Source organism: Paenibacillus zeirhizosphaerae, from assembly GCF_030705605.1.
Classification (GTDB): domain Bacteria; phylum Bacillota; class Bacilli; order Paenibacillales; family Paenibacillaceae; genus Paenibacillus; species Paenibacillus zeirhizosphaerae.
This window is the reverse complement of sequence record NZ_JAPCKK010000031.1, coordinates 219,332-235,007: the sequence shown is the minus strand read 5'-3', so window position 1 is coordinate 235,007 and position 15,676 is coordinate 219,332. Positions and strand designations below refer to the sequence as shown.

Here is a 15,676-nt window from a genome sequence, read left to right as displayed (position 1 = left end):
TCGATTATTTCAGCTTTGAATATTTGTTCAGAATCCGTTCAGAATAGTATGTTACCTTGGGATGTAAAAAAAGATATGAATATATCCAAAGGAATGATTGAGATGAGTGAACGGAGGCAGCAGACAGCCGAAAGTCATCCGGATTCCATGGATCAGCATTTGATCCAGATCACTTCATTGCATCGGCAGCTCCGATTTGTGAAGGACAGTGAATTGAAAAGGCAAATGAACCTCGCCGGACGAAGCAGAGGAGCGGAACAAGGCAGCCATCAGCATAAATACCGCGTGTTTGCGGCAGTGAAGGAAGCGGTCAAACGGGTAACCGGGCTTGAACTGCATGAGCTTCAGATAACGGCAGGCTGGTGGATGTCCGAGGGGAAAATCGTTCAAATGGCATCCAGAGAAGAAAGGCTGCTCGCCTCGGTGTTGACATGCGCATGGTATGCCCAGCAGGGACGCGGGGTACATATGATGTCGCTGGAAAATCAATCCTCATGGAAGGACTATAAGGTTCTATATCCGGTGTATACCCTGCTTGGGCTTACCGCAGGCTGCAATCTTACAGATGCATCGGCCGCCGAAAAGCAGCAGGCTTATCTAACGGACATCACTTTCGGTGATTTCAGGGAATTTGCTTCAGATTATTTACACGATCATCTCATCATGAATGCAGGCGAACGTATGCAGATGTTCAATGCCTGCGCGGTCATCGACGATGCCGAGCAGGTGCTGGTTCATCAGCTGCTGACCCCGATCACCCTGTCGGAGCCATGCGGAGCAACGAAGCATCCGCATACGGGGCCCCATGCTGAAATATCGGTGCATCACTATATGCAGCAGTACGGGAGCCTCGCGGGCATGACGGACCGAGCTGGCAGGGAGGCAAGCCTTCTTCAGAGAGCTTATGGCCTGGACACGATTATTTTGTCCGCTTCCGATTTGAGAAAAAGGTCATTGACGGAAGAAGTCATAAGTTATCGTCGGCAGCAGGTTTCCTTCCGGGTTGCCGGAACAGACGGGACAACGGCGACCGATTCAGCGGAAAGTCTGAGAACAGCCGGTCTGAAGTGTCTGGTAAAAAGAGATTCCCGAGAAGCTGAGGCATCCTGCCGGGAAGTGTCGATATGGCCGAAGACAACAGAGGAACGTCACAGATTGATGCTGCGGCTGAATGAAGCACGCTGGGAAGAGGAATGGCTGCATATGGTGGAAATGGAACGGATTGTACATACCCACCGGCAGCTTATATTTGAACGGCGTGATCAAATGTGGGAGAAGGCCAATATCAAGCATGTGCTGCATGCGCATGTCTCCTCCATGATCCTTGAAAGCGATGCTGTTGATCGGGAGAAGGTGCAGACACGGTTGTTGATGCTGGGGCGTGACCTACTGGCAGATGGCCATCTGCTGCTGCAGGGAGCTGCTCTGGGCGGACAGGAGCTTCAGCAGGCTTGGTCTGATATTTGGCTGTGTCTATTGAAACGGCCGGCAGTGAGCAGGACTCTTCTGCATTGGGGCAGGAAGTACATTCAACTGCTGGACAAACATTGGGTCCGGTATATGGAAGGTGTATCTGAGCTGCGAAGCAAGGTCGGCAGCAGTGAGCTTGGGGGAGAGAAGGCGGTTCAAGCATACCATACTTCCTGCACAGAGCTGTTCCAACGAATCAAAGTAGAATGGAGAGCAGAGTTCTCAGACTGGTTTTTGAGCGAAGCGCTGTGTTCGGGACTTGTGGCATCCATTGGTGTATAATCAGTTGGATAACTGCTGATGGAGGATAGGAATGAAGAAACGAATCATACTGGATGTGGACACAGGCATTGATGATGCGCTGGCCATTGGTTATGCGGTTCACTCGCCTGAACTGGAGCTGCTTGGATTAACGACAACATTCGGAAATATTTCGCTGCCGGAGGCGACCCGCAATTCACTGGTGCTGCTGGAGAAGCTGAATAAAGAGATCCCGGTGTATGAAGGAGCGGACAAGCCCTATGCAAGGGAGCTGTTCAAGCCCTATGTGAGGCATATTCACGGGGAAGACGGCATTGGCAACTGCTTTAGCTCGCATCCACTGCGTTCGGCGGCTGCAGAGCATGCGGCTGATTTTATCATTCAGCAGGCGCGCAAATATCCTCGGGAGCTGACGGTGATTGCTGTAGGACCGTTGACGAATATGGCGCTTGCGCTTGATCGTTGTCCTGAACTGCCGGAGCTGCTTGACCGTTTGATCATTATGGGTGGTGCGGTGACTGTGCCGGGTAATGTGAAGCCGACAGCCGAAGCGAATATCTATGCAGATCCTGAGGCGGCGGAATACGTATTAACCGCAGGCTTCAAGCTAACGCTAGTAGGCCTCGATGTGACGATGCAGACGCTGCTTCCGCAATCTGCCGTGGACGCCTGGCGCGATCAGGGCAGTGAGCTGGCCGAATTTATGGCGGATATGACCGATTTTTATATGCAGGCTTATCAAGATTTCAAGCCGGGCATCGCAGGCTGCGCGCTGCATGACCCGCTCGCTGTAGGTGTGGCGATTGCTCCGGATTTTGTGACCACACAGCCGATGTATGTTGCTGTGGACACGGGAGACTCCCCAACCGTCGGCCGTACGTATGAAATATCAGCCGATGAAGCGTCCACCGGTGCTGGAAAGACTATCGACGTATGTGTTGAAGTTGACGCGGAACGCTTTCTGCAGCATTTTCTGGGGCGTATACTTTAAATCATATGGAAGCAGGCTCCAAAGGGGCCGTCGCTATTTGCTAATTTCGAGCAGGTAGCGGCGGCTCTTTTTTGTTGACAAAGCGTATTAACTGTATTATTAATAGTAGTACAGTTGATGAGCGTTATGGTGAGACCGGAAGCGGCAGAACCAATACACCAAGGAAGGGAGGAGAAGTATGTTCGAATTGGATGTGCGGAGCCGCAAGCCGATTTACGAACAACTGCAGGATAAGATCCGGGATCTGATCGTGTTCGGTGCCCTGCAGGTGGACGAGCAATTGCCGTCCGTGCGTACACTATCATCCCAGCTTACTGTAAATCCGAACACCATACAGAAAGCCTACCGGGAGCTGGAGCGCCAGGGTTACATCTACTCGGTGCAGGGAAAAGGCAGCTTTGTAGCTCCGCCCGAGCACCATCCCCAGGAAGCGAGCCGAGAGAAGCTTCGGACAGAGCTGCTGCGTTTGATGACAGAGGCGGTATTTCTGGGATGGACGAAACGGGAGATCGACGATTTGTATCATGATGCTGTGAAGCGGCAGGAAAGGGGGATGCCCCATGATTGAGCTGGGAGAGGTCACGAAACGATTTCAGGGGGAAGCGGCGGTTGATGGTCTGACACTTGTGGTGCGGAAAGGCTCCATCTTTGGTCTGCTTGGCTCCAATGGGGCAGGCAAAACCACACTGCTGAAAATGATTGCAGGCATATACAAACCTGATGAGGGTGGAGTTGCAATTGAGGGGGAGACCGTCTATGAAAATCCCAAGGTGAAGCAGCGTATGTTCTTTTTGCCGGATAGCCCTTACTTTTTTCCGCAATCCTCCATTGAGCAGATGGCCCGTTTTTACAGGTCGGTGTACCCGGGCTGGAACGAGGAACGTTACGCCATGCTTGGCGGAGTGTTCAAGCTGGATACGAAGCGCAAGCTGAGCCGATTCTCGAAGGGGATGCGCAGGCAAGCCGCTTTCTGGCTGGCGTTTAGCTGCATGCCGGACTTGCTGGTGCTGGATGAGCCGATTGATGGTCTGGATCCGGTCATGCGCAGGCATGTTAAAAATTTGCTGTTCCAGGATGCGGCCGAACGTGGCATGACGGTGATCATTTCCTCCCATAACCTGCGCGAAATCGAGGACTTATGTGATCATGTTGCCATTATGCACAAGGGACGGCTGGTTTTGGAGAAAGAAGTGGATGATTTGAAGGAGGACACGCATAAGATCCAGATCGCGTTCCGGGAGCAGGCTCATGAGCAGGTTATGGAAGAGCGGCTGGATGTTTTGCACAAGGAGACCAGAGGCAGCGTTGTCCTCTACATTGTACGGGGAGAACGTGAAGACGTCAGCCGTATCGTGAAATCCTTCGACCCCTATGTGTTTGATGTGCTTTCGCTTACCTTGGAGGAAATCTTTATTTACGAAATGGGGGACGCCGGCTATGACATCCAGCTGATTCTTCTTTAACGGCGGGGTAATCCGTCAAAATTTGCGGCAGCACGGATGGATTGGTTTCCTGTATCTGGCCGGGCTGCTGTTCACGCTGCCGCTGCAATTGATGATAGGGTCGCCGAACGGGACGGTTGTCCACGTACGGAATCTGTTTGAGTATCATGGGGATGTACAGATGATCTTTATTCTAAGCCTTCCGGTTATAGCGAGCGTCTTCATCACAAGATACATACAGAGCAGGCCAGCAGCTGATTTGTATCATAGTCTGCCGCTGCGCAGGGAACACCTGCTGACCGCTCATCTGACCAGCGGACTACTGCTGCTGATCGTTCCGGTCTGGCTTACAGCGGCAATCACTGCTCTGCTGTCCGGCAGACAGGACCTGGACTACTTGTTCACATTATCCGATGTTCTTTCATGGGCAGTTACGGTCACTGTCATCACGCTATTCCTGTACAGCTTCAGTCTGCTTGTTGGGATGTGTACGGGACAGTCTATTTTTCAGACGGTGGCGGTGTACGCTATTCTATTTCTGCCCTTGCTGTTGGCTATGCTGCTGACTGCCCACTTTAACCGTTATTTGTATGGTTATCCGGAAAGGGTGGTTGCAAATCCTGGAATTGACTTTGTGTCTCCGTTGTACCGCATGATTGGCATTGCGCAATGGCCCTTCGGCATCCTTGAATTGCTTATTTATGCGGCGCTGGCCATATTGTTCCTTGGGTTGTCTTATTTCCTATATAAGAAACGGTCTATGGAGTCTGCAGGTCAGGCTGTTGCACATACCTTTTTTCGGCCATTGTTCAAAGTTGGCATGATTCTTTGTCTGATGCCGGTTTCGGGGATTTACTTTGACGTTCAGTCCAATGGAAAAACAGGATGGCTGATCGCAGGTTATGTGCTTGGGGTGGTGGCCGGTTATTTTGTCAGCGAAATCATCTTGCGGAAAAGCTGGCAGATATGGTCGAAGAAAGTGGCGTTTGAGCTGGTCGTATATGGGGCGGGCATCGGTCTGCTGCTGTATGGATCGGTATCCGGCATTACGGGGTATGAAACCCGGATTCCGGCTGCTTACTCCGTCAGTGAAGTTTATATGGGCGACTATTTTGACCGGTCTAATACGGAGGAGGAAAATGCATTTTCCCGCAATCCAGATTATATCGCTGCGGTTCTCAGTCTTCAGCGCGAGATTGTAAGAGAGCGTCCGCCTGAATATTCCGTTGACAGCTCTCCTGTCAATTATCGGAGCGTGGCCATGTTTTATCGCCTAAAGGATGGCGGTACGATGTATCGTGAATATCGGATTCCTGAAGAACAGTTCAGAGATGAGTTGAAAACGGTTATGGAATTTTCCGATTATAAAAAAAGCCAATATTGGCTGGATAAATTAAACGGTACGACGGCGTATGCGGAAATATCCAGCAGCATTGCCCCGAATCATCGGATTACGGTCCAGAATCCGGCAGACATGCGGACGCTTGAGCAAGCTTTATTGCAGGATATGGAGCAGTTGAGCTATGAGGAAATGACCACAAGCCTTATTCCTGAGACGGACATCAGCATATATTGGGATGTTCCGGGCTCGTACAGGGAGCACCGGACCCAGTCCTACCCGGTAAGACGTTCATTTACGCATGTGCAGACCTGGTTGAATCAAACCGGATATGCCACAAGCGTACAGGTAGATCCTGAAAAAATGAACATGGAGCTGGTGCGGCTAGAAGGCAACAGCTTGGCGAATGCCGCGTCAGCATGGATCGGTTTGGAAGAGGAGTTCGCCCGTCTGAAAGAATCGAACGGAGCTTTTACCCTCGAGAGTACGGAAGTCAAAAAGCAAGTGCTGGAGCATAACAGTGATTTTGACTCCAGTACTGTAGATGTAGCTTATCTGATTCGAACCAAGGTGGGTGTCGATGAGCGGTACAGTGTGATTTACCGTAAAGATATGACGCCGGAGCTGGAGAAAGCGCTGCATGGCAATACACGTCCACTTGAGTAGCTTTGGCCGTAGTAGCAAATCTGCTGCTTGAGCAGATAGCAAGCTAAATGATAAAATACGACTAAAGGCCATGAATGGGGCGTGGAAAGCATGGAAGAATTGAAAAAAATGTTAGAAAGTTTTGGGGCAAGATTCGATGCAATTGATGCAAGATTTGATACGGTTGACGCAAATTTCAAACAATTGAATAATAGATTTGACGATTTGGAAGGCTTAACCAAACAAAATAATGAAATGGCTACGCAATTAATCGGCAAGGTTGCAAGTGTCAAGAGTGACATCGAAGATGTGAAAAAGGATGTTACGATTATTAAAGCTGAAATGCCAGAAATCAAAAGAATCATTAACAGACATGATAACGAGTTGATGACTATAAAATTCCAACAATAATATAAAGCAAACGCCTTATTTCCAGGGCGTTTACTTTATATTATGGGTTGGCGCTTGCTGATTGTAGCGGCACCAGAGTAGGTGCTGCAGTCAAGGGTCCGGACATGCTCCGGATCCTTTTTTCTGCCATAATACATGTATAAGTATGAAGAAGGAACTAACCAAGGAGGGATTACGATGAGCGGACAACATTCTCAAAGAGTGATGCTACCTGATGGCACGGATGTGGCGGTGATCGGCCAGGGGACCTGGAACATGGGAGAGAATGCTTCGGCACGGGGGGAAGAGATCAAGGCGCTGCAGATGGGGATTGATCTGGGCATGACCTTAATTGATACGGCTGAAATGTACGCGGATGGAGAGGCTGAGAAAATCGTCGGGGAAGCGATAAAAGGAAAGAGGGACAGCGTATTTATCGTGACCAAGGCTTATCCGCACCATGCGGACAGCAAGGGGCTGGCGGCTGCCTGCGAGGCCAGTCTGAAGCGCCTTGGCACGGACTATGCCGATCTGTATCTGCTGCACTGGCGCGGCAGCATCCCGCTTGAAGAAACTGTTCAGGGGATGGAGAAGCTGTGCAGGGAAGGGAAAATCAGACGCTGGGGCGTTTCCAATTTGGATACATCCGACATAGAGGAACTGTGGCGGCTTCCAGACGGAACGAAATGCGCTGTCAATCAGGTGCTATACCATGCGGCATCCCGTGGCATCGAGCATGATCTGCTGCCCTGGTGCAGGGAGCATCGTGTTCCGGTTATGGCGTACTGTCCCATTGCCCAAGGCGGAAGGCTGCGCAAGGAACTGCTGCAGCACCCGCTCATCCGGCGGCTTGCCGAAAATCATGGTGCGAGTCCTGCGCAAATTGCTCTGGCCTGGGTGATCCGCAGCGGAGATGTGATTGCCATCCCTAAGGCTGTCCAGGAAGCGCATGTCCGGGAAAACGCCGAAGCGGCCCGTATTGTACTGACCGAGGAGGAATTGCTGCAGATCGACGATGTGTTTTCTGCGCCGAAGCGCAAAATGCCGCTCGACATCGTATGAACGGAATTCCCGATCATCTTGAGCGTGGTCTGTCCGTCGTTTTTATCGGTTTTAACCCGAGTCTGCGTTCGGGAGAGACGGGACATCATTATGCCAACCCGCGCAACAACTTCTGGCGTATTTTGCATCAGTCGGGCCTGACACCGAGATTGTATCAGGCTGCTGAAGATGGGGATTTACTGCAATTGGGTTATGGGTTCACCAATATCGTGGCCAGGCCGACGAAGGGTATTGAGGATATTACGCGCGACGAATATGCGGAGGGCAGGCGCATGTTGCGGGAGAAGCTGGTCATTTACCGTCCCCGGATCGCATGTTTTGTAGGCAAAGGTGTGTATACGGAGTACAGCCGCAGAAGGCAGGCGGACTGGGGATTTCAGCCGGACCCGCTTCTTCCGTTCACGCATGAATTTGTGGCGCCTTCCTCCAGCGGGCTTGTCCGCATGCCAATGGAAGAAATTGTGGGCATCTATCGACAGTTGAATGAGTACTTAAGAGATTCAGACTAACAGAATTATTAGTGATTAAGTTAAAAACACATTTTCGGGAATATCCGAGAATGTGTTTTTCTGTGTTAGTTTATATGACCTATATTCTGATGGGAAATTTGTACCCCCTCCTTGCACCCTTCATGTTTTGATGAAATAGTGCTTGAATTGTTTGTTTCAAAATAAAAAAATGTAATTAAAAATAATATAAACATTAAAAATGAAACATAAATTCAATTTTCACTGATATTTATGAAGCTAAAATCCGAAAAAAGGAATTGCCCAATTATATGTTTCTGTGTATACTAATTATATTATTCATATCACTTGATGTTAAATAAAGTGACACAAAAAAGAAAATGGGGGAATGTTTGTGAAGATGAAGGGACAAGGATGGTTGGCATTAACACTCATAGCCGGATTGTTGGCTGGTTGCGGAGGCGGAGGAGGCGCTGCATCCACCACACCGGAAGGCTCGGGTACCCCGGCTGCGGGCGGAGGCGGCAAAGTTATTAAAATCGCAACCCAGTCTCCATTATCTGGAGGAAGCTCCATTCAAGGCGAATCGATCAAGCTTGGTGCACAAATGTCGCTGGAAGATCATGCGGAAGAGTTTAAAGCTCTTGGATATGACCTGGAATTGGTTCCTTATGACGATCAGAGTGACCCCAAGAAGGGTGTGGCCAACTCCGAGCTCATCGGTGCTGACCAAGCGGTGCTGGGTGTGATCGGACATCTGAATTCAGGTGTTTCCATCCCGTCTTCGGTGGTTTATGAGAAATACAACATTCCTATGATCTCTCCTGCAAGTACAGCTACAGACTTCACAGACCGAAAACTGAAAGTGGCGAATCGTGTCGTTGCCCGCGATGATTTCCAAGGGCCGGCGGCTGCGGAATATGCGGTTAATACCGTCAAAGCGAAAAATATTTTCATCATTCAAGACAAAACAGCATACGGGCAGGGACTTGCCGAAGCGTTCCGTGATGCTGCAGAGGGGCTCGGAGCTACCATTTCGGGTTACGAAGGCATAACGGTGGGTGAGAAGGATTTTAACGGAGTACTCAACATCGTTGCCAGCAAAAATCCGGACTTTATCTTCTTTGGCGGTTTATACGCTGAAGGTGGACTGCTGATCAAGCAGGCCCGTGATAAAGGCATTACGGCACCGGTTATGGGCGGAGATGCCTTGGACTCTTCAGGCCTGGTGGATATTGCCGGGGAAGATGTTACTGGCTCGCTGTATAGCTCTGTTGCTGGTGATATTTCGAAGATGGAAGCAGGCAAGGAGTGGGCTGAGAAGTATGAGCAGAAATTCAGCAAGAAGCCTGAAGGCTACTCGGTTTACGCCTATGATTCCATGACCGTCATGCTGGAAGCGATCAAGAAAGCTATCGAAGAGAACGGCGGCGAGCTGCCGGCCCGTGAGAAGGTGCGAGACGCGGTCAGGGCTACAAAGGATTTCCAAGGTGTTGCCACCAAGGTTTCTTTTGACGAGATCGGTGATAACTCGTATGCCAAAGTATTCATTTATGAGTTTGCTGGAGCGACCTACCCGGGAGCTATGGTCTCGGAAATCGAAAATAAGTAATCTGGGATCCACGCAGCCAGGAGGTATGTTCCGGATCGGACATACAGCCTGGCTGTTGTTTTGGGTGACGTTTTTCGTATCAAATGGAGAGGGGTAACCAATATGTTCTCGACGATGCTGCAAAGTCTGCCGCAGGTGTTGATTGACGGACTGGCGTTAGGCGCCATTTATGCCGTCGTTGCGCTGGGCTATACTATGGTTTACGGAATTTTGGAGCTGATTAACTTTGCGCACGGGGAAATCTTTATGACCGGCGCTTTTGTGGGAACTGCTGTACTGTTCCTGTTTCAAAGCTTTGGTGTGCTGGGCGGTTTGCCGGCATGGCTGTCCTATGTGCTCATTATCTTTGTAGCTATGATGGTGACAGGAGCGCTGGGGGTCGGAATCGAACGGGTCGCATACAGGCCCTTGCGCAAGGCGCCCAAGCTGATATCTCTGATTTCCGCATTCGGCGTTTCCTTTGTACTGCAGGATTTGATCCGTTTTATCGCCGAATTGAAAACCGGCAACTACATTGTAAGCACACCCTCACTGTTTGAGGGAAGGATTGACCTGCCTCTTTCCTCCATATCTGGAGCTTTTACGAACGCTTCCATCAAAACGAACACTATTTTTATTCTGATTGTTGCAATCCTGCTGATGGTCGGGCTTGATATGTTCGTTAACCGGACGAAATGGGGAGTGGCTATGCGTGCTGTGGCCCAGGACCGGGAGACAGCTTCCCTGATGTCCATCAACGTAAATAAAGTCATTATACTCACATTTTTCATCGGGTCGGCTCTTGGGGGATCTACAGGGGTATTATTCGCTCAGCAGTATGGAACCATCGATCCTTATATCGGTTTTATTCTGGGCATGAAGGCATTCACAGCGGCGGTGCTTGGCGGAATCGGCAATATCCGTGGGGCTATGTTTGGCGGGCTGGTGATCGGCGTGCTGGAAATGTTCGCGTCGGCTAACCTGGGTCTGCTTACGAACGGCAACTTTGGTGCCGAGTATAAGGATGTATTTGCATTCGCGATTCTGATTGTTGTTCTGATCTTCAAACCTGAGGGCTTGTTCGGCAAAGCCATCAAAGAGAAAGTGTAGGTGAATCCGGTGGAACTCATTAAGAAGACGTTGATTACGAATAAGCCAGCGCAGGCTGCGCTGCTGCTGTTGTTTGTAGCTGTGGCCGCCTCCGGTGTCTATTTTATGGATAAATCGGTCATTTCCTTTCTACTTATGCTCGGGTCGCTGCTGCTTCTGTATTACACAACCTTCAGCAACGGCATGAAGTGGGCCATTGCCGGTGTGCTGCTCGTGCTGATCATTCCGTTCGCAAGCTCTGGCGGTCCTGCGTATGAGTCTTACATGGAGGTTGCGACACAGTGCGGCATCTATATTGCAATGGCTCTAGGATTGAATATTGTGGTCGGCTTTGCCGGACTGCTGGATATGGGGTTTGTCGCTTTTTTTGCGGTGGGCGCATATACGTACGGCATTTTTGCTACCGATCAGGCGAATAATTTCATTTCAGGTGATCTGTTCCCGCTCTCGGGAGCGTCATTTTGGGTCTTCATTCTGCTCGGTGGATTTATGGCAGGCATATTCGGTATTTTGCTGGGACTGCCAGTGCTGAGGGTGAAAGGCGACTATTTGGCGATCGTAACCCTTGGCTTTGGTGAAATCATCCGGATTATTTTCAACAACCTGGAGAAGCCAGTGAACATCACGAACGGAGCGCTCGGCCTGTCCTCGATTCAGCCGCCCAATCTGTTCGGCTTTCAATTTACGTTTCCGCATCAATTTTACTTCATAGTATTGGTCATTCTGGGCGTTGTCATTTTTGCAGTCCGCAGATTCGAGCATTCAAGACTTGGCCGTTCCTGGAAGGCGGTGCGCGAGAATGAGATCGCTGCCCAATCCATGGGCATCCCGCTGATCCGGACGAAGCTGACGGCTTTTGCGATCGGCGCATCCTTCTCGGGGATGATGGGGGTTGTATTCGCCGCCAAGCAAACATTTATTGATCCGACAAGCTTTACCTTGATCGAGTCGACAACGATTTTGGTTATGGTTGTGCTGGGAGGGATGGGAAGTGTTCCTGGTGTCATTTTGGGTGCTAGTCTTGTAACGATCCTGAACCTGCAAGTGCTGACCGAATTTACAAATTGGTTGAACCAATTGTCCATGCAGGGTATTGTGCAGGTTCCGAATGCACTGTCTCCTTCGAAGATGCAGCGGTTTATTTTCGGTGCTATTCTGATCCTTGTTGCCATTTTTAGGCCGAATGGGCTGATTGCGGCGAAGAATCGTCCGGTGAAGCTAGAGCAGGTGAAGGAACAGCCTGCTGCTGTCAATACCAAGGCACTGTCCAAATGATAAGCACACACGGAAGGAGGAAACCCATATGGCAGTATTGAAAATCACGAATCTGGTCAAGCGCTTTGGCGGTCTTACAGCCGTGAACGGTGTGAATTTTGAATTTCCGGAAGGGAAAATATCGGCGGTCATCGGACCGAACGGTGCGGGGAAAACAACATTTTTTAATATGATCACCGGCATCTATGTTCCGGATGAAGGACAAATTGAACTGAAGGGCAAATCCATCGTGAACGTGAAGCCTGACCGCATTACCAGCCAGGGCATTGCGCGGACCTTTCAGAATATCCGCCTCTTCGGCAGCATGACCGTGCTGGAGAATGTCATGGTTGGCATGCACATTCATCTGCGGTCTGGTGTGGTGGGTACACTGCTGAATCTGCCGCGGGTGCGGCGTGAGGAGCAGCGGGCTAAAATGGAGGCTTACAGGCTGCTGGAATATGTTGGCCTAGAGCAATGGTATAACGAAGAAGCGGCTAGTTTGTCCTACGGGGCGCAGCGGCGGCTGGAGATTGCACGTGCGCTGGCGGCCAAACCTTCGGTGCTGCTGCTGGATGAGCCGGCCGCCGGCATGAACCCGCGCGAGACCGTGGAACTGACGACTCTAATCCGCCGTATTCAGCAGGAGCTTGGCATCTCCATTATCTTGATCGAGCATGATATGAAGCTGGTGATGGAATTGTCCGATCATATTCTTGTACTCGACCATGGGGAGAAGATTGCGGAAGGCGGCCCTGGGGATATCCGCTCGAATCCGAAGGTTATTGAGGCTTATCTCGGAAAGAGCGCAGTGGAAGAAGAGGTGACAATATGAGCTTGCTGACTATGGAAGGCATAGAAGCCTATTATGGCGGAATACAGGCGTTAAAGGGCATTTCCCTCCATGTGAATGAAGGGGAAATTGTAACGCTCATCGGATCGAACGGTGCGGGGAAATCCACAACACTGAAATCGATCTGCGGTCAGGTTAAGACTAAGGGCAGAATAGAATTCAATGGAAAGGACATTACCTCCGAGCAGCCGCATATGATCGCTTTGGGAGGAATAGCGCATGTTCCCGAAGGACGGCGCATATTTCCCAAGCTGACAGTCAAGGAAAATCTGGAGATGGGGGCCTTCTCTGTCAAAGACAAAAGGCTGATCAAACAGCGGATTGAACAGGCCTTCATCTATTTTCCGCGTCTGAAGGAGCGTTACCATCAGGCAGGAGGCACGATGAGCGGCGGGGAGCAGCAGATGCTTGCCATTGCCAGAGGTCTGATGATGAATCCGAAAATACTGCTGCTGGATGAGCCCTCCATGGGGCTCGCGCCGGTGCTGGTGGATCAAATTTTTGAAATTATACAGGAGTTGAATGAAGCGGGTATGACCATTTTGCTGGTGGAGCAAAATGCGTACCATGCGCTGCAAATCGCCCATCGGGGTTATGTCATTCAGACTGGCGAAATCATACTGCAGGACGACGCGGCCAAGCTGTTGTCCAACAATCAGGTGAAGGAAGCCTATCTTGCATAATTTTGTTTTTAGAGTGAGGACCTGAAAGAAAGCTCTGAACAGCAACACAAACAGGCCTAAATCTGTGTCTGTTTGTGTTGTTGGGCCAGAGCTTTTTTTGTATAGTTCTTTAGAACTATCATTTCAATAGTTTAACGAAATTTTTACAATAATCTATTAATTTTTTAGTCAAAAAGTACGATACTAATAGAATAGTCTATGTAGAAATTTGGCGGCATATTGATTATTCAATAACTCAAGTCAGATCATATGGGGTTCTCAATATAGGAAAGGGAGGATATTAAGCCGTAATTTAAAAATGCAGCCAAACCTACGACAATAAAATTATAATAGGAGCGTTAAAACAGATGTTGTTGATAAGACGTATGTCCTTCTTCACAAAAAATTTGTTGCTGGCCTTTATTAACATTATTTTAATTGGTACGATTTTGATTACATCCTGTTACATAACACAAAAATCCATCTTGACTGAGCAACTGCAGGGACAAATTACGGCGATTACCCAGAAATGGGCCGAAGAAATCGATCCGGCTCTCGTATCCCAAGCGATCGCCCAGAAGAGCTACAAAGGAGCGGCACAAGCTGAACTTCAAGTGAAATTGGATGATATCCATAAATACAACCCGAATATCGCGCAAGCATATCTGTTCGGCACGGAGCTGGTGGAAGGTAACAAAACTTCGCTTATTGCTATGCCTACCAATCTTGTTGAAGCATTCTCGGCGGATAACGTTAACATCGGCGATATGTACGATCAGCCGGAAGCGATGGCTGTTGCGATTACCGGGATGCTTGAAGTCGGCAAACCGACCTTTACGAGTCTTTATTCCGACGACTTCGGCATCTGGGCGACGATCGTTTATCCGGTGAAGAACGAGAAGGGAGAAATTATTGCCTTCTTCGGTGCCGACGCGGATGCCAGCGCCGTTCCCGAAGGACTTCATAAGCTGCTTGTGAACGGCATAACCATCATGGTTATTTTCATGCTGCTCATCTTCCTGATTCAGTTCTATGTGTCGCGTTTGACTTTGAGACCTATTAAAGAATTAGTGCGCGGTATTGAAGCGGTTAGCAGCGGCAATTTGAATGTCGAGCTGAAGACCGGCCTGGATGATCTAGGGATCGTCAACAGCAAGTTTAACAGCATGGTGAACCAAATGAACGATATGATGCTTCAGGTTCAGCATACCTCGCATGCGGTCACAAATTCCGCCAAGAGCCTTCGTGAAATTTCGGAGCTGAACAGCACAAATTCGAACCTGATTACGGCAAGTGTTCAGGAAATCTCGCAAGGGATCGTGGATCAGGAACAAGCTTCCGTCAGTACGGCGAGAGCCATGTCTGAAATTGCAACTGTCATCCAGAACATCGCTGAAAATTCTTCGAAGGTTGCGCAAGAAGCGTACGACATGGAAATGAAATCGACGGAAGGCAATACGGTCGTTAAACAGGTGATGACACAAATGGAGCAAATCCAAACGTTCGTTGGAAAGTCGACGAATGCCATTAAGTCGCTGGACAGCCGTTCCCAGGAGATCGGGGACATCGTATCGATTATCATGAACATTTCCAGCCAAACCAATCTGCTGGCGTTAAACGCGGCCATCGAAGCCGCAAGGGTAGGCGAGCATGGCAAAGGTTTTGCCGTTGTCGCTGGTGAGGTAAGGAAGCTGGCCGAGCAGTCGGATCAATCTGCGAACCAAATTTCGGAGCTTATCAAAGAAATTCAAGGGTTGATCCGGATAGCCGTTCAGGCGCTGGAGCAAGGTACCCGTGAAGTCAGCGGCGGTCTGCAGATTACCGATACGACGGGCCAGATCTTAAGTGAAATTCTGCAGGCTACGCAAAACGTAACGATGCAAATCCAGGAGGTGTCCAGTTCGACGGAAGAGCTGGCGGCAGGAACGCAGGAGCTTACGGCAACGTCCGAAAGCTTGTCGGCTTCAGTGGGCGTAACGGCTGTAAACAGCTCCAAAATCTCCGATTCTGTCAAAGAGCAAAAGGAGAATATGGAGGTTATCGTCCAATCCTCTACAGAACTTACGGATCTATCGGAAAAACTTCAGACGCTTCTTAACCAATTTCAAGTACGCAGTTAAGGCAAACCATCTTTTGTCC

General features: G+C 49.7%; 14 protein-coding genes. All 14 read left to right on the top strand.

Features of this window, described 5'->3' with window-relative positions; genetic code table 11:
- Window positions 1–75 precede the first annotated feature (75 nt).
- The 14 genes from OIN60_RS20280 (at window position 76) to OIN60_RS20215 (ending at window position 15,657) form a co-directional block, all read left to right on the top strand.
- Window positions 76–1,752, top strand: a complete 1,677-nt coding sequence (locus OIN60_RS20280; protein WP_305756687.1) for a DEAD/DEAH box helicase family protein — start codon at window positions 76–78, stop codon at window positions 1,750–1,752.
- A gap of 31 nt (window positions 1,753–1,783) precedes the next feature.
- The gene (locus tag OIN60_RS20275; protein WP_305756686.1) at window positions 1,784–2,722 is read left to right on the top strand and encodes a nucleoside hydrolase; all 939 of its coding nucleotides are present in this window, start codon (window positions 1,784–1,786) and stop codon (window positions 2,720–2,722) included.
- 178 nt (window positions 2,723–2,900) lie between these two features.
- Window positions 2,901–3,290 carry a GntR family transcriptional regulator gene (locus tag OIN60_RS20270; RefSeq protein ID WP_305756685.1) on the top strand — a complete coding sequence of 130 codons (390 nt, stop codon included), beginning with the start codon at window positions 2,901–2,903 and terminating at the stop codon, window positions 3,288–3,290.
- Entirely contained in the window at window positions 3,283–4,185 is a 903-nt protein-coding gene (locus tag OIN60_RS20265) for an ABC transporter ATP-binding protein (protein ID WP_305756684.1), read from the top strand. Before OIN60_RS20270 ends, OIN60_RS20265 begins: the two co-directional genes overlap by 8 nt.
- 22 nt (window positions 4,186–4,207) lie before the next feature.
- Window positions 4,208–6,169 carry a multidrug ABC transporter permease gene (locus tag OIN60_RS20260; RefSeq protein ID WP_305756683.1) on the top strand — a complete coding sequence of 654 codons (1,962 nt, stop codon included), beginning with the start codon at window positions 4,208–4,210 and terminating at the stop codon, window positions 6,167–6,169.
- 90 nt (window positions 6,170–6,259) lie between these two features.
- On the top strand, window positions 6,260–6,559 hold the full coding sequence (locus tag OIN60_RS20255) for a hypothetical protein (RefSeq protein ID WP_305756682.1): 300 nt from the start codon (window positions 6,260–6,262) through the stop codon (window positions 6,557–6,559).
- A 177-nt stretch (window positions 6,560–6,736) separates the two neighbouring features.
- A complete protein-coding gene (locus OIN60_RS20250; RefSeq protein WP_305756681.1) occupies window positions 6,737–7,600 on the top strand; it encodes an aldo/keto reductase in 864 nt (287 codons plus the stop codon).
- Entirely contained in the window at window positions 7,597–8,109 is a 513-nt protein-coding gene (locus OIN60_RS20245) for a mismatch-specific DNA-glycosylase (protein WP_305756680.1), read from the top strand. The genes OIN60_RS20250 and OIN60_RS20245 overlap by 4 nt, the downstream gene beginning before the upstream one ends.
- 358 nt (window positions 8,110–8,467) lie before the next feature.
- On the top strand, window positions 8,468–9,679 hold the full coding sequence (locus OIN60_RS20240; RefSeq protein WP_305756763.1) for a branched-chain amino acid ABC transporter substrate-binding protein: 1,212 nt from the start codon (window positions 8,468–8,470) through the stop codon (window positions 9,677–9,679).
- A 102-nt stretch (window positions 9,680–9,781) separates the two neighbouring features.
- On the top strand, window positions 9,782–10,768 hold the full coding sequence (locus tag OIN60_RS20235; RefSeq protein ID WP_305756679.1) for a branched-chain amino acid ABC transporter permease: 987 nt from the start codon (window positions 9,782–9,784) through the stop codon (window positions 10,766–10,768).
- Window positions 10,769–12,043 carry a branched-chain amino acid ABC transporter permease gene (locus tag OIN60_RS20230; RefSeq protein ID WP_305756678.1) on the top strand — a complete coding sequence of 425 codons (1,275 nt, stop codon included), beginning with the start codon at window positions 10,769–10,771 and terminating at the stop codon, window positions 12,041–12,043.
- A 28-nt stretch (window positions 12,044–12,071) separates the two neighbouring features.
- On the top strand, window positions 12,072–12,857 hold the full coding sequence (locus tag OIN60_RS20225) for an ABC transporter ATP-binding protein (RefSeq protein WP_305756677.1): 786 nt from the start codon (window positions 12,072–12,074) through the stop codon (window positions 12,855–12,857).
- Window positions 12,854–13,558, top strand: coding sequence for an ABC transporter ATP-binding protein (locus OIN60_RS20220; protein WP_305756676.1), 705 nt, complete (start codon window positions 12,854–12,856; stop codon window positions 13,556–13,558). Before OIN60_RS20225 ends, OIN60_RS20220 begins: the two co-directional genes overlap by 4 nt.
- Window positions 13,559–13,905: 347 nt before the next feature.
- Window positions 13,906–15,657 carry a methyl-accepting chemotaxis protein gene (locus OIN60_RS20215; RefSeq protein ID WP_305756675.1) on the top strand — a complete coding sequence of 584 codons (1,752 nt, stop codon included), beginning with the start codon at window positions 13,906–13,908 and terminating at the stop codon, window positions 15,655–15,657.
- Window positions 15,658–15,676 lie beyond the last annotated feature (19 nt).